This is a genomic window from Bowmanella denitrificans, from assembly GCF_002887595.1.
In the GTDB taxonomy this organism is placed as follows: Bacteria; Pseudomonadota; Gammaproteobacteria; order Enterobacterales; family Alteromonadaceae; genus Bowmanella; species Bowmanella denitrificans.
Genome location: NZ_PEBU01000024.1, coordinates 1 through 20,222 on the forward strand (window position 1 = coordinate 1; position 20,222 = coordinate 20,222).

The following is a 20,222-nucleotide window of genomic DNA, read 5'->3' on the forward strand; positions in this document are numbered from 1 at the left end:
AGAGCCCGTATATAAGTCCGCATCTGATCTGGTTTTCAATGCGATCTCGTTGACAACACCGAGGGAGTCCATATAAGGCACAGAGGACGCTGAGTTATCAATAACATACACATAAAGATCTCCTGCTTTTCTCTGAGATCTCGGCGGCTCTGCGGTGAAAATGGATATCCTGCCAAACCATCTGAAAACATATATTCACCGCTGAGGCGCAGAGAGCGCAGAGTGGATCAAGGTGTTATCTCTTTGCGTGCTTTTCTCAGCGCCTCCTGCGTCACTGCGAGAAGCCTTCTATGATCAAGTGGTGCATCAAATTCTTAAAATCATCAGCTTTACTTTCACTGGCGGCTTTCCGCATCATGTGAGATAGCTATGCAGGTAAAACGTGTAATTTGTGCAAATAAGGAATATATGATGAAACGGACATACAGAAGCCAGTTGGATTTCCAATCAGCTATTAAGGTTTCCGCCACATTAGGGTTTGGCAGTGGTTTTCTGCCCGGATTGATATTTTTATTCGGTGGCATGCAATCAGGCGAACCTGTTCAAGGTGCCCTAGGGTTCATTATTGCTCCTTTTTTCTCCGCACTGGGCGGTATAGCAACAGCGGCAATTGGCTTCCCGTTTTACTACTGGTATGCCAACAAGATTGCTGGCCAACGGATCTCCGGCAAATTTGCCGAGGTAACACCAGAACCCAAAGAGTAACCGCATCTTGACTTGCTTACTGGTTGTTAAATACTGCCAACTGCGCTGCAAAGGCCCGCTTAAATGCTGGGCGTGCTTCGCCGCGTAACAGGTAGTCAGATAAGTTGGGATAATTTACCAACAATTCGGCACACGCTGGTCGACGTAATACCTGGATCATCAATAAATCACCGGCACTGAATTCACCTTCCAGCCAATCGGCATCGCCCAGGCTGTTACTCAACTCCTTTAAGCGCGCATTCAGGCGCACCTTAAGCATTGGCATACGTGCGCTATGCCAGGGCTTATCCCGCTCCAGCAGCACTGCCACTTCGCACTGCACTACCAGAGGCTCAACACTCGATTGAGCGGCGAACATCCACATAATAGTGCGGGCCCTGGCGTCAGATGCTGCAGGGAACAATCCACCATGCTGTTCAGCAATATGCTGCACAATAGCGCCAGATTCAAACAACACCAGCTCGCCTTTTTCATAGGTTGGTATCTGCCCAAAAGGATGACGACGTAAATGTTCGGCCTGCTTCATATCAGCGAAAGATACCAGCCGCACCTCATAAGGCTGACCTACTTCCTCCAGTGCCCAGCGCACCGTCATATCTCGCGCTAATCCACGGCCTTGGTCGGGGGAATTAGCAAATACGGTAATTATAGGTTTCATCATTGATCTCCTGGTTCCATCAAGCTCTTTAGCTGGCGTTTAGGGTATAGACGAATAATGAAGGGGAATTTCGACAGCAATACCGTTGGAACTTGGCCTTCACCAACATTGATGTTTTTGAATGACATGGTGTGGCTTCCGCGACAGCAAATTTTTTCCAAGGTCGATTGGGGCTAGCTTGCACTTTACTGTCAAAGACATTTTACCTTTCAATAACATCCATGTTCTTTGTGGCACACCATCCATGGGCGCAAGTCTCACTCGGGCATCCTGCCTGTTGGCCTGCGGGCCAGTTGAAGCTTTTCAATTTGGTTCCTGACCAGATTGTCTTTAGTGCGAAGAAACGAGACGCAAAGACCACATTTTCAGGAAAAATTTGGGACAGCTTTATGCTGGTCCGAAGGAGAAGCGACTATGCATTCCACTATTTATGCTTATTGCAAACATAGCGAACCAGATCAGATTTGCTGGAACCCGGCACCAATGATGTCCACTTGGCGTTAGACCAGTCTTTAAGTTTTTTTGATGGGGATTTCTTGGCACCATCTTCGCTGCTGCCTCCTAGTTCAAAATATTGCATGGATGCACAATTCACATTGAGTTTGGTGAAGTCGGTATACGCATTATCTTTGCCGATACGGCTTGAAAGTACAGTGAGTATTCCATCGCTGCCTTTTTCACTGTTTACAATGTAATAAGTGCCGCTATCCCCAGATGACGGAGCGCGATACATTTCATTTGCTATGACCGAAAAGGAACATGCTGCGAATACGACGGTAAAGAGGACTTTCGTCATGAAGTTGCTCCTTGCTGCATGAATGCACAACGAATTATATGGACTCTCCCCTTCTAGGGATTCAGCCACGCTTAACTGGCAATTATTGAGGAGAACTGTCCACGTCAGATTTTAACTAAGTCTGTGGTGTTGATTTGGCCACACCGCATCTCAGTATTTGCGGTAAATGCAGTTGTTGCAAGGCAGAAATTCCTTAACTCCATGTTGGATATGACACGCACTCCCTTGCGCGCCAGTCCCATTTCTTTACTACGCGGTAAAGAAACGAGACGCAAAGAAAGCGCGCCCGCTGGATTCCCAACAACGTCAGTCCAGGGCACTACTAAAAGGCGGTCGTGAAAACGACGTTCCAGACGCGTCTTCCACTCAATTTTCTCCCAGCAAATTGCCCGCCTTTTAGCAGCGCCCTGCACCGACAGGGAATTTTAAGCGGGGGTCAAAGCGGCTTGGGCCGCTTAGGGGGTGGCTTCTGGTTGATGTTTGTAGCTCAGTCTCTGTTTGTGCCAATTGCGCTCATTGACTGCAATAACGGTCTTGTCACCACCCAACTCTCTCAAACTGTTTCAACAACTACGCCCCCTTGATTCCTGATTTTATGGGTAAACCAAAGTGAATAGACAGATGCTCTGAATTCACTTAATGTTTCTTTAAGTTGAATGGTGACAATGAAGAATATGCTAGATAGAACTGAGCAAGCGAAAGCATTCAGTGAATTTGAGACACTAGTATCCAAATACAACGATATAGCCTCACAAATTGATAGTTCTAACGAAGCTAAAACCCGTCTACTAATTATCGATGAAGTTCTGCTTCTATTGGGCTGGTCTAAGGATAACTTCAACCCTGAAAAATGGATTCCAAACTCAGGCTTTGCGGACTACTTACTTAAGTGCAATGAAACGCCGAGATTAGTTGTTGAAGCAAAGAAAATTGGAATTACCTTCAAATCACCAAGTACAAAAAACAGCAAGGTCGTTTATGAAGTTAGGTATCTTAGACGAGCGTTCAAGAACCTTTTCTCAGAGATCATTGATCAGGCTTTGGCATACTGTAAGGAAGAAAAGGTTCCATACGCAGTTATAACAAATGGTGCGGAGTGGGTTGCTCTTCAGCTAATACCACCTCCCGGTGTGAGTCTAGATTCAGCAAAAGCAATTTACTTCGGAAACATATTTTCAGATAACTTTGAGTTTGACCTATTTTGGAGTCTATTGTCGCGAAAGTCTTTTGATGACTTGCAGTTAGAGGAATACCTTGCAAAAGAAAACTACCAGCATGCTGAAGTAAGTAAGGTTTTACAAGCTGACTACAGTTCACTCCAGTGGAAGGTTGGTCAACCCGAGAAATATCTGAGTGAATTTTATGAGAACTTCTTTTCCAAAATCACCGATTCTAATCAAAGGAAAATGCTTGAATATTGTTTTGTTTCCGACTCAAAGCTGGATCAATATCGTGGAGAATTGAAGAGGCTACTTAAAGACACCAAACCATCATTTTTGCCAATGGACGCAGTTGACCTAGAGCCCGGTGAAAGCAAAGAGTCAATTTTAAATGATAGAAGTACCGGACAAGTTGTAATTATCACGGGATCCGTTGGATGCGGTAAAAGTACTCTCGTTACAAAGTGTTTGGTTGAGGCAAGACAACAGAGCGGTGAATTCGCAAAGACGATTCTTATTGACTTAATTAATGAGGTGGGTCGAGCCAACCTTGATGTAACTGAAATAATTTATAGACGGATTTATGAGTTCCTTGAGTTGGAATTTCCAGATGTATTTGACCTTGGTTTTTTGAGGAGAACTTTTGCCAAAGACATTAAAAAGTTGAGAAATAGCAGTCATAAAGAGTACTTCGAAAGCACCCCAGCGGAGTTTATCAGGCACGAGGCGGAATTATTAAGGTTGAAGCAAGATGATATCGAAGGGTTCATATATTCATCTTTAAAACAACTAACAAGTGAAAACAATAGTGTAATTGTTATTCTAGATAATGTAGACAGAGCTGACGAGAAGTTGCAAGAAGAAATGTACGCATTTGCACACAGGATATCTAGCAAAACAGGAGCGAAAACTATAATTACGTTGAGGGAGTTTACATTTTTTAGAAATAAGAGTGGAGGTTTCTTAGACGTACGTCCTGAAGACAGAGTTATCCATCTAAAGTCACCAAACTTTGAAAAGTTGATATCTAAAAGAGTCAGGTACATTGAAAACTGTTTAGATGATGATTATCGAAAAAAAGACTGGAGAAAGCAGGCTCAGAACTTCAATGATTTTCTTCAATCAATGTCAAGACATGCAAGTGCTTTAAAACAAAGTATTTTAGTATCATCCGATGGGCACAATATATTGGAAACACTATCATCTATTTCTTGGCATAATATTAGATACTTCTACGATCTTCTTCGGCGTGTTCATAGACAGTTGGGCTCAGGCGAGAAACACTGGGACAACCAGGAAGTCATCGCTGCACTTATGTCATCTACTGAGGTTGGTGAATCACCAGTATTACCTAATATCTTTATACCACATCCGACATCAACTCAGTCGTATTTCCTGAAGATTCGTTTACTTGCATATCTAAGTATTCTTCAAGCGGGGGAGGCCATTAGAGGAGTCCCGCTAAATCGCATTAGCGAGTTTCTGCGTCTTTATGGATATCTAAGAAAGTGGATCTATAGGTGTATAGAAGATGGTGTAAGGCAAAAGCTTGTAGAATGCTTGGAGATACCAGTTGAAGATGAGGCAACTAAGTCTTTTGAGATCAATAAAAATGGCACATACAGACTTTCTCCACTCGGGTTATTGTACCTTAATCAAATAATTCGCAATAAAACGTATTGCTCTTTGATAGCAGTAGACCTACCTATCCACTCGTTAAACAAATTCAAAGCATTCAAAAAAGAATTCGATGAAATCAACTCTTATATGACAGATAAAAAGGAGCACCTTATTTTTAAGGAAGGTTTGGAGATAATTCTTTCTTCGAGCCTTTCTCACTTAACAACTCAATATCTCAGGGATGAGCTTAGTATTGAGAGGGTACTATCAGAGTCCTTTCTTAATGAATCGGAATTGCAGCTTACTGAGAGAAAAATATCGGAAGTCTTTTACCATGAAGAATCTAGTACAAAGAATAAGCTAGAATTAAAACGAGAAACAGGGCAAGGTCCTCAGCTAATGATGGATTTTGATGAGAATACATCAACAAGCAATCCTAAGCCAAAAGTTGACCATTCAGATTTTGTAAGGTCTTTAGGGTATGACTTTGACAATGTAAAATACGACGGAACTGAGTTTATTCCTCTCATTTTTTGTGCGCTGAGATTGAAAAGCAAGGAAGGCATAGATTTTTGTAATGGTGCAGATATTACTGATACGATCAATGATCTTCTAGTCGGGGATGGAAACAAGAAGTACCCAAACAATGTTTCACGAGCGCTTAGAACAGAAAAACTAAAATCACAGGGGTGGCTTGAAATACGCTCAGACCTTCATCCTAAAAGGAAGTATTTTGGGCTAAGTCAGTCTTGGAAAAGCTACTGGGTTAAAATTTTCGAAGAAGACAGATAGTTGCTTTTACACTTTAATGGATTACACAACTCTATCTACCACTTTTAATATTAGAATTTAACCTAACACGACAGTCTACTCGGTGCCAGTAGCAGACATTCAGTAAGCATAAGAGGGTGGCGGTAGCTACTCTCACTTGATATTAATATTACCGTTGTTATCTGTGCCTACCTGGACAGTTTTATTACCTTTCCCGGTCACAGACTGCTGTTCGGGCTTAGTTTTATTTGCTGATTTTCGATATTGCAGAATCGCAATCAACACGCCAATGGCTGCCAGTACAGCAGCGACAACGGCTACCTGCACTTCCGTACTTTGCGCTAAAAACCAATTCATATCGGCGGTGCCTCCTATTTATCCAGTGAATCAAGCCATTGTTTTACTTTGTCTATTTGATGTTGCGCCCCTATTTCTTCAAAGAGTTTGAGGCTTTTTAACCAACAGTCTCTGGCGGCATCCAGCTCACCACGGGTTTCGTAGATAATGCCCATGTTGCAGTATTGAATGGCCATCCCTTCCTTGCGTCCAAGCGCTTTATTCAGTGTCAGTGCTTTCTGGTACATCTCAAGGGCGGTATCCGGCTCACCACGGGTTAGGTAGATATTGCCGATGTTGCCGTATTGATTGGCCATGCCTACCTTGCGCCCAAGCGCTTCATTCAGTGCCAGTGCTTTCTGGTACATCTCAAGGGCGGCATCCAGCTCACCACGGGTTTTGTAGATTATGCCCATGTTGCCGTAGCTACCGGCCATGCCTTCCTTGCGCCCAAGGTTTTCATTCAGTACCAGTGCTTTCTGGTACATCTCAAGGGCGGTATCCAGATCACCACGGGTTTGGTAGACAGTGCCGATGTTGCCGTAGCCACTGGCCATACCTTCCTTGCTCCCAAGGGCTTCATGCAGTGCCAGTGCTTTATGGTACATCTCAAGGGTCGTATCCAGCTCACCACGTGTGTCGTAGATTAGGCCCATGTTGCCGTAGCCACTGGCCATACCTTCCTTGCACCCAAGGGCTTCATGCAGTGCCAGTGCTGTCTGGTACATCTCAAGGGCGGTATCCAGCTCACCACGGATTTGGTAGACAATGCCCATGTTGCCCGTAGCAGCCGCTATAAAACCTTGGTCATTGGTTTTTTCTGCCAGTGCCTTCACTTGCTTGTAAGCTTCCAGTGCCTGGTCCAGCTCACCTTTTCGACGATACAAAAGCCCTAACTGATTCCACGCTTCTATGTAATCCGGATTGAGCTGAGTGGCCCGTAATGTGTCTGCCAATGGTGTATCGGTTTCAGACAAAAACGATAACGACGCTCTTTGATAGTAGAGTGTGGCTTGACGTTGCACCGCTCCTTCACAACTGTCAATTTGCCGGGTCAGCAAGGCTTTGGCTTTGTCGGTATCGCCACTGTCTATAATTGCTTGCAGGGCGTCGTCTACGTCCTGCTCAGGTAGGGCGTGTGACTGTTTGGCCTGGGTTAAATTCGATAAGATATCGGTGAGGGTTTGGATTTGCTGGTTCTTCATATCCAGCTCAACTTGCTGACTGTCCAGTTGTCTCTTATAGGCTTCAAGGGCTTCTTTGGCTTTGGGGTCAACAAGCGTAATGGTGCCGTGATTATCCCCGCCTATCTGCACAACGACACTATTCTGTGTGTCGCTAACACGTTGCTTGCCGCCAAATAGTTTCCACATGAGCTGAAATTCACTATTTACCCGAGTGTTAAAGCCACTCTATAGGCGTGTTGGTGTGAGTTCAATTGTTAATGTTATTAGTGTTGCTTGGTAGGAATTTCTCCCACTGTCCACTCTTCGCTCATCTGAGCCGCCATACTTAACTCTCCGAACAACAGGAGATTAATCATGGCTGTTCAACAAGTAGTACCCTGGAACAAAGATCGCATCATCGGACAGAAAATGCCACTTCAGATATCTCACATTTGGGGTATCCGTATCAGGCTTGAACTAGAAGGTAAGACACGGGATTTAGCCCTCTTTAATCTTGGTCTTGATAGCAAGCTCAGAGGCTGCGATTTGGTCAAACTTAAGGTGTCAGATGTTGCTTGCGGGCGCTCAATATTAACCCGTACTCACGTAGTACAACAGAAAACAGGCTGTCCAGTGCAGTTCGAAATCACCCAAGGAACTAGAGAGTCCCTTTCCGCCTGGATAAAGAAAGCAAACTTGTTAGGCTCGGATTACTTGTTTAAGTCAAGGATTACTGACTCGGAACACATCTCAACCCGGCAATACAATCGTATTTTCCATGGTTGGATACAGAAGCTGGGGCTTGATGTATCTCTATACAGCACCCACTCAATGAGGAGAACCAAACCTTATCTAATCTACAAGAAGACTAAGAATCTTAGAGTCATCCAGCTCTTGCTGGGCCACAAGAAGCTGGAAAGCACAGTGCGGTATCTTGGAATTGAAGTAGACGATGCATTAGAGATTTCAGAATCCATTGAAGTCTAAGAGCAAGAGGGCTGCATGAGCATCCCTCCTGTGCCAAATGCCTCCGTTCGAGTTTTGAGGTCTGGCGGCTGCGTATCATTAGCGGACCTTCGTAAATAGCTACAGCTGAGGCTTTACCCTAATTTTTCTCTTTTTTACTGGCGCAACATCCAAACAAACTTCAAATGCTTCATGAATTCTGATTTTATGTTTTCCATCATTGTCCGAAGTTTTACATTTAAATATGAATTGGTCATCTTCATCGAAAGTCATATTTTTTGGAGTTTTTCCTCCCTCTGTCGATGTAAAACCTTCACTGGAAACCTTTTTTTGGATGAACCTTTCTTCTGTTTTACCAACTAGGATACCTACATAGTAAAGTAACTCCACAATATTGTGTGGATTATTCTCGTGCGTCGACCCGAATACTGAAATATTTCTCGTAGCGTCCGTAATATTTCTGAATTTTCTAGTTAGTACGTTGTAGGTTAATTTAGAGTTAACTAAACCCGTTAGGTGAGCAGTTAGTTTTGAAAGATCATTGCATTCGTTTTGGTATTCCGCTGAAAGATCCGCAATGCGAGCTCTTCCATACTCTCCAAGACTCCTTTGTACATCGTAGAAATCGATAAGCTTTCCTTTTTTTACGTCGCACGCATATTTTCCGGATCGACTTATCAAATCCATTAGCCATCTAGGACGGTGATGTGACAAATTTGCAAGGTAGTTTTGAGAAGATTTTTTTTCTTCCTTGACAAAAGAATCTTGATCCACTACTTGTCCGTAATACATATCAAAAAGATGTTCGTTAAATAGCTCTGGCCTTTTCCTATTTATATGATGATAAATTCTTTTTGCTATAAGCTGTTTGAGTTCTTCATCATTCCATTTTAATTTGCAAAATATAAGTTGACCCAAGTTGGCTATGTTTGAGTCTTTCGAGTCCAATACTTTTTTGACATTTGGCCGGATAGTACTCCTTACCTTCAGCCCTTTAATAGAATTAGCCAAATTAGCCAAAACATGCAAAAAACTGCCAACCTTATTAATATGCTGAGGAGTGTTGAAAAATTGAGAGTCTACCTCATCAACAAATAACCAAAACGAGAAATTACGATCAGCTTTACTCATTATTCTTTTTAAAATTTCGACGTAGTTAAACTTTCCTCGCCTGTGTTGCAATATATCCTTATCAATTGGTAGTTTTACTGAAGACCTAAAAAAATCAACAGCCGAACTTTCTATCTCTCCATTTTCCTTTGCCTCTTCGATCATATAATTCAAATCCGAATCAAATGTCAGTTTGAATTTTTTATTGGCGGCCAATATGGCAAATTTCAATATTATTGCTTTACAGATATTATTTTCCCAAAGCCGCTTCCATTCAGAATAATCACGGTTAATATCCATAGAGGGAGATACATCGGAGTCAAGTAAAAAAATTGAATCGACATTATTGTATTCTTCTCCATTCTGCAGTTTTTCATTGAATACCTTACACAATGTTGTCTTTCCAGATCCTTTAGGGCTATTTAATATAATGAGATTCTTCGATGAGTCGAAGAAATCCTTGCAACCTGGCCTCTCAATGTATATATTCTTTAAGGTTTCTACTGACTCATGATTCGCATCAGGTTTTCCAAGTACGCTCTCGTCAAGCCAATCTATTCCAAGAGTACTTTTGTAGACATCTAAAACTTCGTCAAACTCTATTAGTATTTGAGAAATTTTCTTATGCGCGATATTTTTGTTTCTATTAGTTGCTTGGGACAGGTCTTTTTCTGTTAACAAGTTTTCGTTTATACTTTTCCGCATGCTTTCGCTCTCACTAATTTCCCTATTGTCAGGCCTTAAACAATTCGGGGCTGGCACCAATTAATTAAAGAGTCTGCTTTATAGGTTAGTCTTGGTCAACTTCAGAATACTACCTGAGGCTTCACAATTCGCTCATTCCGGCAAGTGCCAATTGCAGTCATTGACTGCAATAACGGTCTTGTTACCGCCCAACTCTCTGAAACTGTTTCAACAACTGCGCCCCCTTGATCCCACTCATGTACTGAACTTACTATACATTCCGGTAGTCCAATGGCTAAGCGTTGAGTGACCGATTTTGACACAAATAGGAAGTCCGATATTAACCTCCTGAAGGTCTGCTCTTTGTCTTAAACAGACGGTCACCATTGAGCTAATCAATGTCCGTTTTTCGCTCGAAACAGCCTACCAATGCTTGTCATGAGGTAGTTAGGTCCCAGAAAAGGACTTTCGGTAACGTTCTAGGTCCTTAAAGTGATTGCTTTTAATACCAACAATGCGCCATTTTTCAAAAGTTCAACACAGAACGCTCTTCGTGGATAAGCCATCCTTTTGTATTAGAAATTCCCTTAGTTCGAAACGGGTCAACGAGAAAGTACGAACCTACGTGGACGACCTCAGAACCTTTTTTCCCGATTTCTTCGACTTGCCATAGTTCATCTCCTGCTCGTGCTAACACCCGATGGCTAGATTGCGAAAGACTTATCGCCGTTGATGCAGCACTGAATAGTAAACCTGCGCCACTTGACACTGCCCCTAAAAGGGTTCCAAGGGCAGCAGTTAAAATAGGATAGCTTTCCCCACCTAGAAGTGCTGTATTAAGTCTATATGTAAAATTGTCCTCAGTTCCAGGTGGCAGTGTCATGAGCTTTCTCAATGACTGCGTATTTCTGGCTAGTGAAGAGCCTCCGTTTGTTGGCTCAATAATCACTCCGCTACCAGTGGGATTTACTCGCGTACGTATTAACTCATAGCGAGCCTTAGTAAAGCTTTGGGTCATGCCAGCAATCAAAGCCTCAGGGATCGAATTTCTGGAGCAATCCTGAAGTTCATTGAGTGATGCCAAAATTTTTTTATCGACCATCTGATTCATCCTTTTAATGTCAAATGCCCCTATTATCGGAAAGCAAAAACGCCTTGATGCTACTGGTAAGTGACTTTCCTAAGGTGAGGCTTGTTGAACAGTTTTTCCTCGAAGCACCTGATTATATTAATTGAGAATTAGAAAAGTTGATAAGTAGCATGCAAAATAAAAACCACGGATAGGCGTAATGATCGAAATGAATGAATTTCTACACCTTTGTAACAGATTCAGTAGCGATTGCTTCAATGTCGAGGATTATTGTATTGGCCATTTCCAGTACGGCTTTAGTTTGAGGAAAGCTGGGATTGATACTGAGGAATCCCCACAAATAGTCGATAAAATTCATTGAGATAAGGAACATTCACGGCGTTTGGTGATCAGATCGTTCGCCAAAACAAAACCCGTCAGGAAACGCCATGAATGTCCGTACTATGTTGACCAAGTTAGTCTCGCTTGTCACCTTCAATATGCACAAAACCAGACAACAAGCCGTGCTGGCCTGTGTGCATAGTTTGGCGAATGGTAGCGCTGGAACGGTGACCAGTATCGGGCGCGGTATCCGCTCAACGGCCTATGAAAAACACCGGATAAAGCGCGCCGACCGGCTGCTGTCTAATCAGGCGCTCAGACAGGATATACCGGCACTTTATACCGCTATCAGCCATGTGTTTTGCCATGCTAAGCATCCGGTGATTGCCATAGATTGGTCTGATTTGGATGACCATAAGGGCCATTTCCTATTGCGGGCCGCAATGACGTTAAAAGGGCGCTCTGTTACCTTGTATCAGGAAGTGCACAGCAACTGCACCAAAGAGAAGCCTGCCACCCACAAGCGATTTCTGACCAAGCTGAGCTCAGTCTTGCCTTCTCAGTGCCAGCCCATTATCGTCACCGATGCTGGCTTTAAATCGCCCTGGTTTCGTTTGGTGCAGGCCATGCAATGGCATTTTGTCGGACGCGTACGCAAACCGCATTTCTACTCTGTTGACCAAGGGAGCCGCTGGCAATGTATTACCCATTTGTACCAACAGGCGACGGCGCGAGCCAAACGGTTTGGTAAGGCTAAGATTGCCCGGAATAGGCCTTTTGACTGCACCCTGGTGTTGATAAAGCAGCCCAACAAAGGGCGACATGCCACCAACCCTGACGGTTCACACAAACAATCAGGGCAATCAATCAAACACGCACAAAGTGCCAATGACCCCTGGTTACTGGCGACCTCGCTACCCCCCGCATCGCCATTTAGCCAAACAAGTGGTGCCTGTTTACCGCCAGCGTATGTAGATTGAAGAGGGTTTTAGAGACATGAAAAGTCGTCGTTTTGTTTTGGGGTTTGAGCACAGCCGCAGCATAAAGCCCGCCAGACTGGCTGTACTGGTGACGCTGAGTACGCTGCTTTCTATCGTCGTTATGTTGCTGAGTTGGGTGGTGCACATCTCTGGCCATCATCGACGCTTCCAAGCCAATACCGAAAGGCTTCCCCTATTGTCGTTCCAAACATTGGGGCTACCAGCATGGGCAACCGGTATGCGCTTCACTGCCAGTCAATGGAAGCGAGCGATAAAACAGTTTACCCGCAACACAGAAGACGCATAGCATAGAGCCGAATCAAACTAAATTCGTGGGGTCCGGCCAGAACCTGACCCTATTGATCAGTGATCTTGCAGATCCTCACTGATTGGCCAGTATGGACCTAGCAGCTAATTAGAGGATGGATATTTCAATTGTTGTTCAGCACCATCAATAGCAAGCCTGTTAATTCTTTACTTTCCACACCTATTTTTTCTATAGTTCTTTCAATCAACTCCTTACTGTGTTCTTTTTTAAGTTTGAGCTTGCCCACCGCTAGCGCCCCAGCAAATTCGAGTGCAGCATAACCAAACGGGTGCTTGTGCCTTGTAAATACTTTGTACAGAAACTCTGTCATCAATTCACTTAAATGGTGGTCAGATGAATAGTCTAATTCAGATGGAAGGCTTGCCCGCAGAATACATGCTTGCAATATATCATCATTAAATCTTAAAAAGTTTTCTGGAGAAATGATGACGGATTGATAGTTAGTAGGCCTCAAGCATTTTTCAGGATCAGCGTGTTCCCTAGCCGCTTGCAATACAGAGGCTATGCTTAACAATGTATCACTTTGGGTAATGCTTTCAATTTTGTCATCAAATTTATCATCAAAAAAAACAAATCCTTCTGTAAGTTTTAATTGACCACCAAGGGTATTAGGAAGCAAGCAATTACTTGCTGATGCAATACATGCTGACAATGCTTCATAGCACGATGCTGCTTCACTATCATTGATTGATCCCAATGGCGACGCAGTTTCAGTGTCTGCTTTTGACGCCAACTTAGCTAGTTCGTCCCATGATTTCTTAATACTGTCAGGGCCTACTGGCAATACTTTCCATACAGAAAAATTATAAGGTCTCGGAGTTGCATTGCGCACAAGGAACTGATCAAGTTTTTTCCAAGACTCCATGCTCTGTGGCAATCCTACTCCTACTAGAAAGTGTCTCGGAATTGTCTTATTTTCATATTCTCGAAGATCTCGACTTATCTGCCTTAATTTACCGCCATCACCTGCAAATCCTGTGACTACAATGACTCCGGTAGCATTTCTTAAGTCATCTTTGTCTAATGGCCATTTCAAAAGAGACGGATTTTTTTCTTTGCTACTATTACTTCTAATGAACTCAAGAGCTTTCTTGGCTAAAGCCTCTGACGCGCCGTCTTCACTATATATCACTGTATCAATAGAAGATGACAACGACCAACTCAACTCTTCTTTAAACCAGTCGTCGAATTTTTTGCTACTATAAAGGTTTGCTGGCTTGAGACTCAGCAGTGGACTCTTTCCGATGGCGTCAACACGCTGGTTAATTGTATTGATTCCAGAGATACAGAAATCCTTCAGGATATCTAAAAGAAATTTCGGCTTATGAGGTAAACCTATGGTCACCTGTTTAGGAGGCTTAGCTTTATAGGAAAAGTGCTCACCGACTAACTCAATATCAGTCTCATTGCCATCAACGCTACTTAGTCCCTCTAATAGACCAGTTGATGACAGGTTTATAAGAACCTGTGACAAAGATTCTCTATCTTCAATATCAATAAAAGTCACTATTTTTTCTTTTGAAAAACCTCTACTTACCAAATCTCTAGCCATGCCACCTGATGTCGACGCAGAAATCACGACTAAATACTCTTCCGTGGGCAAATTGAGTTCTCTTAATGAATCGTAAGAGTGGTAGCTTTCTATATTTGCGACGCAGCCAGCTGATAAAGCGGCTTCTTTTACAATAGAGTAGATCCCCATTGTATCAATATAGATTGTCTTTATTTCAGACCAATGTATGTTCGCTACTAATGCGTGTAACCCTTTTCCAATAAACTGAAGCTCGGTTTCTGTACTTGCAATTTCTCTGGACTGGATAAATAGCTTATTTATTCGGCCGGATGGGTGCTTAAAGGTGTGCCCGGCAGGGGCGACTTGTAGAACATTATTTCTTTTGATAAGTTCGCTCAGACCAAACGAATAGAAATCGGCGGCATCTTTAGTATCTAACTCAATTGAGTTTAGATTATTTTTAAACTCCTCATGAATTACAAAATTTCCACCGCTCATTCCGACAATGAATATAGTCTTAGTGTAGAAAATGTTATTTTTTGATAATCGGTTTGTAAAGCTGTCGTGTAGCTCTTTATTGTCCCAATACTGACGAAAGCCATCCAGATTATCGGTCGAAATATAAACAACTATACAGTCTGGAAGGGTATCAGTGTTTTTCAACGCTTTCTCTAACGCAGCATAAAAACTAGTGGAGTCTTGCCAAGACTTATCTCCCAGATAAATACAAAGAACATCATATCGATGGTTATTGCTATCTTTATTTGCATTAAAGTAAAGTACGTTGTCCACTATCTTTCCTTAACGGAACTAAAATTGATACGACGGTTCCAGAAGTGGTCGACAGTCTTCTATCCGTCCAACTTTCGAAGTTCATCAGATATTGGGCTTGCTGTAGCTTTGCAGCTTCAGAAGACTGTTCAGCCTCCCAAAACCCGTGTCGTTCTCTGTCAAAACAATTAAACAAACACTGATTACCGGATCTAATTCTTATTAAACCTCCGACTTTACTAAGCTGGTTTAGAATTGTGGGGTAACCATTACCTGCTCCACTCTCCGACTTGGTGGAAAAATTCTTAGCGATACATTTAAGCAATGCATCTTTCTCTTCTGTTGTGTCAAAACCTAAACCAAATGCTCTTCTTACTATTCCGGGGCCAGTATCAAAAAAACTAACTTCCATACATCGGAGAGTTTTTTTTGTGCCATCCGTTGTCGGAACTAGATTGTCATTCCAATATTTAGCGAGTCTAGGGTTCCCAAAAAAGTCTTTTTCATATGTGTCACTTGATTGATCCTTCCAAGAAGCAATTATTCCTTCAACATGTTCAATGTAAGGCTTTCCACTAGGATCTCTAAGAGCGTGTTCTTGCGTATTTTTGAACAGCTCACAACCAAAGATACCAAAGGCTTCAATTAGATCAGCATCTAAATTGTTAAATTCACGCCTATTAATCTGTTTAAAAATAGCAACCATAGTTTGCTTCATCAGAGAGCTATTCCTAACAGATTGACTATTTTTGTTTGAAAAAAGCGGGGATAGATACTGACGTTCAGCTCCGCTAATACAACAAAGGTCTATGGAGCGTCCACGGATTACCTTCTCGTATTGCTGGTTATCGGAAGCGATCATTTTATCTCGCGCTGATAGAAGTGCTTTTCTCCGAGAAACCAGTTCATCGCTAATATTGATCGATTTGTTGAGACGCACCGCTGTTAAGCCGGGAGCGTAACTGCACAACTCATTCAGTACGGCTTCAGTATTAGATGATTTTTGTAACAGAAGGACTTTGTCTTTAGAGTTTCGAGCTAGTGTTACCAAAGCTAGTAATCTTGCTGCATCTCGCAATGCTCCATAACTTTTTGAGATGGTTTCTGAGGAAAGCTTTACAGTCTGACCGCTTACAGCTTTATCTATTATGTCCTCCACATCGTCTAGTGACTCAAAAGGAGACTCTTTCAATCTTTCCATTCAGTTGTTCCAAACAAGGTACTTGTATTTATTTTCCGCAATCACGACATTACCACCGGTCTAAACAAAGCACAAAATTACACATCAACGTCGTTTAGAATAAAAAGGAGCAGCTCCAGAGGGAATCAAGAGGGTCAGTTCAGTGACAAAGTTCCAAAAGCCTTCACCCACTCATGCTAAACTTTGCCCAACCTACCAAAACTCCCTGCCAATATCCGCTTGTCGCTCAACCCAGCCATTCACAAAGTGGCACTAGTTTCGAAATCCTCGCACTTGTGATAGTCAAAAATTGGTTTGTCGTTGATAGACCAATTGCCAGTAAAACAAACTGATGATCCTCTTAAGCGGCCCGAGCCGCTTTACCCCCGCTAAAAAATTCCCGGTCGGTTCAGGGCACTGCTAAAAGGTGGGCAATTTGCTGGGAGAAAATTGAGTAAAAGACACATCTGGAACTATGACGACCTTTCGCAATACATCCTTCAGCATGGTGCAATCAGAGTATCTTTTTAGCTCCCCACAACAGGTAATGCATTTGCATTACCTGTATTCCATACTTAAAATGTCACCATTCGCTAAGTAAAGTTGTGGAGACCATTGTGCATGCGCATAGGGCATTAGAAGCAGAATCAACATTGACGGACCGTTTTCAGACCACAGTGCCAAGCGCTGTTCGTCAGGCTTTGCAGTTGGGTAAGAAAGACAAGATTAAATACGTCATCCAGTCTGATGGCAGCGTGCTGATGAAGCGTTTTCAAGCAGAGGAAGCGGATCCTGTTCTTGACCAGTTTTTATCTTTCTTGGCGGTTGATATGCAGCAGCATCCCGAGAAGCTACAACCACTGACGGCCAGTATGCGTCACAGCGTGGCATCGCTGGTTGCCGACGTCGATATTGATTTGGATGTGCCACTGTCTGATAAGGATGAGTAAACTTGCCTGATAACGTGCCGATGGTAGTGAACGGCTGGATGCTATTTACCCATCCTCTTTTTGCTGAGCAGTATCAAATGCTGAAAGCCAAAGTCGCAGCGTTAAAGGCAAAAGATCCGTACGGCTACACCAAGAAAAATGACAGCAAACGCTTAGCGGCAATTGATAAACTGGCCTATGAGATTATTCCTCAAGACCCAACGTTACCGGACTATCGCCAAGGGAAGACTCTAGGCGACAACAATAAGCACTGGTTTCGCGCTAAGTTCTTTCAGCAATATCGGCTGTTTTTTCGATACCACCTCGAGTCCAAAATTATTGTTTACGCTTGGGTCAATGATGATGGCAATAAGCGGGCTTACGACAGCAAAACAGATGCTTACAAGGTGTTTGCCAAGATGCTGAAGTCTGGCAATCCCCCGGAGGATTGGGATGCGCTTTTAAACGCTGCCAAGGGCGGACAATTCTCGCCTTAAGAATTTAATCTCCTCTTCTTCCGAAGAAATCCGTCCGACTTATCTTTCTGATTGGTAAGTTACTTTTCTCTCATTTCGGCCATTTATCTGTATGTCAGAGTATCTTGGCTAAACCCGGCACTCTGCTCCGCTACCCTGTATTATGGCGTCCTGGGGATTATTGCGATTAGGGATTATCAAGCATATCAGCGGCGTTGAACGTAGAACACAAACTACTTACAAACCATTTCAACGCCAGGGGCTGTGCTGGCAAACAAGCTGGTGGATATCTGACCGAGGTTATATCCTCGATTGTTAATCACTGCAGCAGGGCGCTTCTCGGCAGCGGCCTTATTGCTAATTGCTTGATTGCAGATGTTTGCAGCATCAATGGCATCTTTGGTTGTCATCAGAATGCCGAAAAGCGCTACCGCAACAGTCGTTACCGTGGCGATAGGAACACCCACACCTGTTACAGCGGCCATACTGGCGACTCTGGATACTTTTATGGTGTTCGAGGTCCACTCCATACCCGTGACGCCCACCTCAAATAATGCGATACCGCAATCTATCCAGGCCTGATTCGTCACAACTCCCAAGCCGCCCGCGACTCTCATTAACGCATCCCTGGCTTGTGCCATGCCAACCTTACCCAAGGCTGCGCTGACTATTAGCGCACCGTGCAGCTTAACAAACTCTGTGAGCACAGAGACCAAGACAGGATCAAGCTTCTTACCGGAACCTGATTCATACATTTTTACCGCTTCGTCGATTGCCTCGAACAAGACTTTTACAGCCGCGTCTGCCGCGAGACTTGTTGCCGCTCTTCCCATGTGTTTTCTCCCCCGCCAATTTATGAAGTATCCCGATCCCGCTGAGATCAACTGTCGCCCACCAACTTGTTCTATCAACCAAGCAAGGTCAGCCACGTTGGACGCTACGACTTTGCGCGGTCTGAAAATCCAATGCCTGCTTTTCATTCAAGCCAGCCATTCGCGTAGTGACATCAACTCAGCAATTCTCGCACCCGCGATAGTCAAAAATTCGTGGGTCGTTTGTAGCTCATCTAATTATCACTAGATCGGTGCCCACCCTAAGCGGCCCGAGCCGCTTTGGTCCCGCTTAAAATTCCCGGTCAGTTCAAGGTGCTGCTAAAAGGTGGGCGATTTACTGGGAGAAAATTGAGTGGAAGACGCGTCGGGGATGGTATCGCCCGGAATCATAAGTCTATTAGTACGAGCCTGACACCAGAACCCACACCCAGTTTTCCCAAATCATTACTCTTCACCACGAAGATCAGAAGAACACGAAGAGTGAACAATCTCTATTGTCCTTCGTGCACTTCGTGACCTTCGTGGTGAAATTTATTTTGTGAAAAGTCTGGTCTGGAACCAGACTGAACAGCTTGAGCTGACCCGCAGAGCAACAGGCAGGAAGTTAAGCGCTTTCAGCCTTGCCAAAGCCCCTCGCCCCTTAGATACTCCCCGAACAAAAACCAAAACAGGATGTACTCATGCAATGTTCAGTATTTATTGCCACTAGTGCCGATGGCTATATCGCCACACCGGATGGTGGAGTGGAATGGTTGGAAACCAATGCCGAGGTGGATTTGGGTGAGCAGGCCGATATGGGTTTTAACGCTTTTATTGCCACAGTAGATTGCATGATTATGGGCCGCGGCTGTATGCAGAAGCTGGCCAGTTTTAACCTGACCCCGGAGCAGTGGCCGTATGGCAAACTGCGAATTATTGCCCTGAGTAAAAGCCTGCTGGAAGTGCCTGAGAATCTGAAGGGCAAAGTGGAACTGTATGGCGGGGATATTCTACCCCTCACGGCCCAGTTGCAAGCCGAAGGTTACCAGCACGCCTATATTGACGGCGGTGCAACCATCACCTCGTTCTTAAAGGCCAGGTTGATAAACCAGATGATTATTACCCAGGCGCCGGTGGTGCTTGGCGCTGGTATTCCGTTATTTGGTCAGTTGGACCAGCAGGTGCTACTTAAAAATGCCCAGGCCACGGCCTTTGCCAACGATTTTGTACAGATTAAGTACGACGTCAGCTACTTGTAGCCATGCAAGCCTATTTATAATTCCATTCACCACAAAGAACACGAAGTGCACGAAGGGTTTAACAATTCTAAGCTCAGCGGCTCTATGGTGAGAGTTTTCGTGTCTTTTCGTGTGGTTCGTGGTCCGTGTAATTCTTTAACCACGAAAAACACGAAATACACGAAAAAACATTTCCCTCTTGTGAAGACGCTTAGGATTGGCGGCTCTGCGAAACATCCTTCGGTTAAAAGCCGCTTCGTGTTCTTCTTATCTTCGTGGTGAGTTTGGTTGTTTTGAAATGTTATTAACCACTAAGGACACGAAGAGCACGAAGGTTTAGCAATTCTAAGCTCAGCGGCTCTATGGTGAGAGTTTTCGTGTCTTTTCGTGTGGTTCGTGGTCTGTTTAATTCTTCAACCACGAAAAGCACGAAATACACGAACGCTAAAAAATCATGTTTACCACAGAGGCACAGAGAACACTGAGGTTTCAAAAGCTTAAACCCGAAGTTCTCCTGCTCTTCTCCGTGCCCTCCGTGTCTTATATGGACTCCCTCGGTGTTGTCAACGAGATCGCATTGAAAACCAGATCAGATGCGGACTTATATACGGG

At 43.7% G+C, this 20,222-nt stretch carries 17 protein-coding genes; 8 read left to right on the forward strand and 9 right to left on the reverse strand.

The window, feature by feature from the left end; all coding sequences use genetic code 11:
• Positions 1 to 369 precede the first annotated feature (369 nt).
• Positions 370 to 705 (forward strand): hypothetical protein, encoded by a 336-nt coding sequence (locus tag CSR04_RS24160; RefSeq protein ID WP_146027246.1) that lies wholly within the window; start codon positions 370 to 372, stop codon positions 703 to 705.
• Positions 706 to 721: 16 nt separating this feature from the next.
• Here the strand turns inward: CSR04_RS24160 and CSR04_RS24165 are convergent, their stop codons facing one another.
• Together CSR04_RS24165 and CSR04_RS24170 are read right to left on the reverse strand one after the other, a co-directional pair.
• Complete coding sequence (locus tag CSR04_RS24165; protein ID WP_216362627.1) at positions 722 to 1,366, reverse strand: glutathione S-transferase family protein; 645 nt, start codon at positions 1,364 to 1,366, stop codon at positions 722 to 724.
• Positions 1,367 to 1,787: 421 nt separating this feature from the next.
• On the reverse strand, positions 1,788 to 2,159 hold the full coding sequence (locus CSR04_RS24170) for a hypothetical protein (protein WP_146027247.1): 372 nt from the start codon (positions 2,157 to 2,159) through the stop codon (positions 1,788 to 1,790).
• A gap of 674 nt (positions 2,160 to 2,833) precedes the next feature.
• Between CSR04_RS24170 and CSR04_RS24175 the strand changes: the two genes are divergently transcribed.
• Positions 2,834 to 5,731: a hypothetical protein gene (locus CSR04_RS24175; protein WP_146027248.1), complete on the forward strand. Its 2,898-nt coding sequence runs from the start codon at positions 2,834 to 2,836 to the stop codon at positions 5,729 to 5,731.
• Between the two features lie 132 nt (positions 5,732 to 5,863).
• Here the strand turns inward: CSR04_RS24175 and CSR04_RS24180 are convergent, their stop codons facing one another.
• Complete coding sequence (locus tag CSR04_RS24180; RefSeq protein ID WP_102798931.1) at positions 5,864 to 6,067, reverse strand: hypothetical protein; 204 nt, start codon at positions 6,065 to 6,067, stop codon at positions 5,864 to 5,866.
• 14 nt (positions 6,068 to 6,081) lie between these two features.
• On the reverse strand, positions 6,082 to 7,419 hold the full coding sequence (locus tag CSR04_RS24185) for a tetratricopeptide repeat protein (RefSeq protein WP_102798932.1): 1,338 nt from the start codon (positions 7,417 to 7,419) through the stop codon (positions 6,082 to 6,084).
• A gap of 168 nt (positions 7,420 to 7,587) precedes the next feature.
• Between CSR04_RS24185 and CSR04_RS24190 the strand changes: the two genes are divergently transcribed.
• A complete protein-coding gene (locus CSR04_RS24190; RefSeq protein ID WP_102798933.1) occupies positions 7,588 to 8,199 on the forward strand; it encodes a tyrosine-type recombinase/integrase in 612 nt (203 codons plus the stop codon).
• A gap of 99 nt (positions 8,200 to 8,298) precedes the next feature.
• Here the strand turns inward: CSR04_RS24190 and CSR04_RS24195 are convergent, their stop codons facing one another.
• Positions 8,299 to 9,993, reverse strand: a complete 1,695-nt coding sequence (locus tag CSR04_RS24195) for a P-loop ATPase, Sll1717 family (RefSeq protein WP_102798934.1) — start codon at positions 9,991 to 9,993, stop codon at positions 8,299 to 8,301.
• 505 nt (positions 9,994 to 10,498) lie between these two features.
• Positions 10,499 to 11,074 carry a hypothetical protein gene (locus tag CSR04_RS24200; protein ID WP_102798935.1) on the reverse strand — a complete coding sequence of 192 codons (576 nt, stop codon included), beginning with the start codon at positions 11,072 to 11,074 and terminating at the stop codon, positions 10,499 to 10,501.
• A 416-nt stretch (positions 11,075 to 11,490) separates the two neighbouring features.
• On the opposite strand from CSR04_RS24200, the gene CSR04_RS24205 reads away from it, so the two are divergent.
• Positions 11,491 to 12,363 carry an IS4 family transposase gene (locus CSR04_RS24205; RefSeq protein WP_245921889.1) on the forward strand — a complete coding sequence of 291 codons (873 nt, stop codon included), beginning with the start codon at positions 11,491 to 11,493 and terminating at the stop codon, positions 12,361 to 12,363.
• A 16-nt stretch (positions 12,364 to 12,379) separates the two neighbouring features.
• Positions 12,380 to 12,670 carry a hypothetical protein gene (locus tag CSR04_RS25315; protein WP_245921892.1) on the forward strand — a complete coding sequence of 97 codons (291 nt, stop codon included), beginning with the start codon at positions 12,380 to 12,382 and terminating at the stop codon, positions 12,668 to 12,670.
• 124 nt (positions 12,671 to 12,794) lie between these two features.
• On the opposite strand, the gene CSR04_RS24210 is transcribed toward CSR04_RS25315, so the two are convergent.
• Both CSR04_RS24210 and CSR04_RS24215 read right to left on the reverse strand, forming a co-directional pair.
• Positions 12,795 to 14,996, reverse strand: coding sequence for a hypothetical protein (locus CSR04_RS24210; RefSeq protein ID WP_102798936.1), 2,202 nt, complete (start codon positions 14,994 to 14,996; stop codon positions 12,795 to 12,797).
• Positions 14,974 to 16,176 (reverse strand): hypothetical protein, encoded by a 1,203-nt coding sequence (locus CSR04_RS24215; protein ID WP_102798937.1) that lies wholly within the window; start codon positions 16,174 to 16,176, stop codon positions 14,974 to 14,976. Before CSR04_RS24215 ends, CSR04_RS24210 begins: the two co-directional genes overlap by 23 nt.
• 632 nt (positions 16,177 to 16,808) lie before the next feature.
• On the opposite strand from CSR04_RS24215, the gene CSR04_RS24220 reads away from it, so the two are divergent.
• Positions 16,809 to 17,105, forward strand: a complete 297-nt coding sequence (locus tag CSR04_RS24220) for a type II toxin-antitoxin system PrlF family antitoxin (RefSeq protein WP_245921896.1) — start codon at positions 16,809 to 16,811, stop codon at positions 17,103 to 17,105.
• Between the two features lie 20 nt (positions 17,106 to 17,125).
• Positions 17,126 to 17,581 carry a type II toxin-antitoxin system YhaV family toxin gene (locus CSR04_RS24225; protein WP_102798941.1) on the forward strand — a complete coding sequence of 152 codons (456 nt, stop codon included), beginning with the start codon at positions 17,126 to 17,128 and terminating at the stop codon, positions 17,579 to 17,581.
• Positions 17,582 to 17,793: 212 nt separating this feature from the next.
• Here the strand turns inward: CSR04_RS24225 and CSR04_RS24230 are convergent, their stop codons facing one another.
• A complete protein-coding gene (locus CSR04_RS24230) occupies positions 17,794 to 18,540 on the reverse strand; it encodes a hypothetical protein (protein WP_102798939.1) in 747 nt (248 codons plus the stop codon).
• A gap of 533 nt (positions 18,541 to 19,073) precedes the next feature.
• Here CSR04_RS24230 and CSR04_RS24235 point away from each other — a divergent pair.
• Complete coding sequence (locus tag CSR04_RS24235) at positions 19,074 to 19,631, forward strand: dihydrofolate reductase family protein (RefSeq protein ID WP_102798940.1); 558 nt, start codon at positions 19,074 to 19,076, stop codon at positions 19,629 to 19,631.
• Positions 19,632 to 20,222 lie beyond the last annotated feature (591 nt).

Bases quoted from the DNA above. Each gene is read 5' to 3' on its own strand.
- CSR04_RS24165 (WP_216362627.1), bottom strand. From the start codon at position 1,366: ATGATGAAACCTATAATTACCGTATTTGCTAATTCCCCCGACCAAGGC.
- CSR04_RS24215 (WP_102798937.1), bottom strand. From the start codon at position 16,176: ATGGAAAGATTGAAAGAGTCTCCTTTTGAGTCACTAGACGATGTGGAG.
- CSR04_RS25315 (WP_245921892.1), top strand. From the start codon at position 12,380: ATGAAAAGTCGTCGTTTTGTTTTGGGGTTTGAGCACAGCCGCAGCATA.
- CSR04_RS24190 (WP_102798933.1), top strand. From the start codon at position 7,588: ATGGCTGTTCAACAAGTAGTACCCTGGAACAAAGATCGCATCATCGGA.
- CSR04_RS24160 (WP_146027246.1), top strand. From the start codon at position 370: ATGCAGGTAAAACGTGTAATTTGTGCAAATAAGGAATATATGATGAAA.
- CSR04_RS24205 (WP_245921889.1), top strand. From the start codon at position 11,491: ATGAATGTCCGTACTATGTTGACCAAGTTAGTCTCGCTTGTCACCTTC.
- CSR04_RS24225 (WP_102798941.1), top strand. From the start codon at position 17,126: ATGGTAGTGAACGGCTGGATGCTATTTACCCATCCTCTTTTTGCTGAG.
- CSR04_RS24170 (WP_146027247.1), bottom strand. From the start codon at position 2,159: ATGACGAAAGTCCTCTTTACCGTCGTATTCGCAGCATGTTCCTTTTCG.
- CSR04_RS24235 (WP_102798940.1), top strand. From the start codon at position 19,074: ATGCAATGTTCAGTATTTATTGCCACTAGTGCCGATGGCTATATCGCC.
- CSR04_RS24180 (WP_102798931.1), bottom strand. From the start codon at position 6,067: ATGAATTGGTTTTTAGCGCAAAGTACGGAAGTGCAGGTAGCCGTTGTC.
- CSR04_RS24175 (WP_146027248.1), top strand. From the start codon at position 2,834: ATGCTAGATAGAACTGAGCAAGCGAAAGCATTCAGTGAATTTGAGACA.
- CSR04_RS24200 (WP_102798935.1), bottom strand. From the start codon at position 11,074: ATGGTCGATAAAAAAATTTTGGCATCACTCAATGAACTTCAGGATTGC.
- CSR04_RS24185 (WP_102798932.1), bottom strand. From the start codon at position 7,419: ATGTGGAAACTATTTGGCGGCAAGCAACGTGTTAGCGACACACAGAAT.
- CSR04_RS24195 (WP_102798934.1), bottom strand. From the start codon at position 9,993: ATGCGGAAAAGTATAAACGAAAACTTGTTAACAGAAAAAGACCTGTCC.
- CSR04_RS24230 (WP_102798939.1), bottom strand. From the start codon at position 18,540: ATGAAAAGCAGGCATTGGATTTTCAGACCGCGCAAAGTCGTAGCGTCC.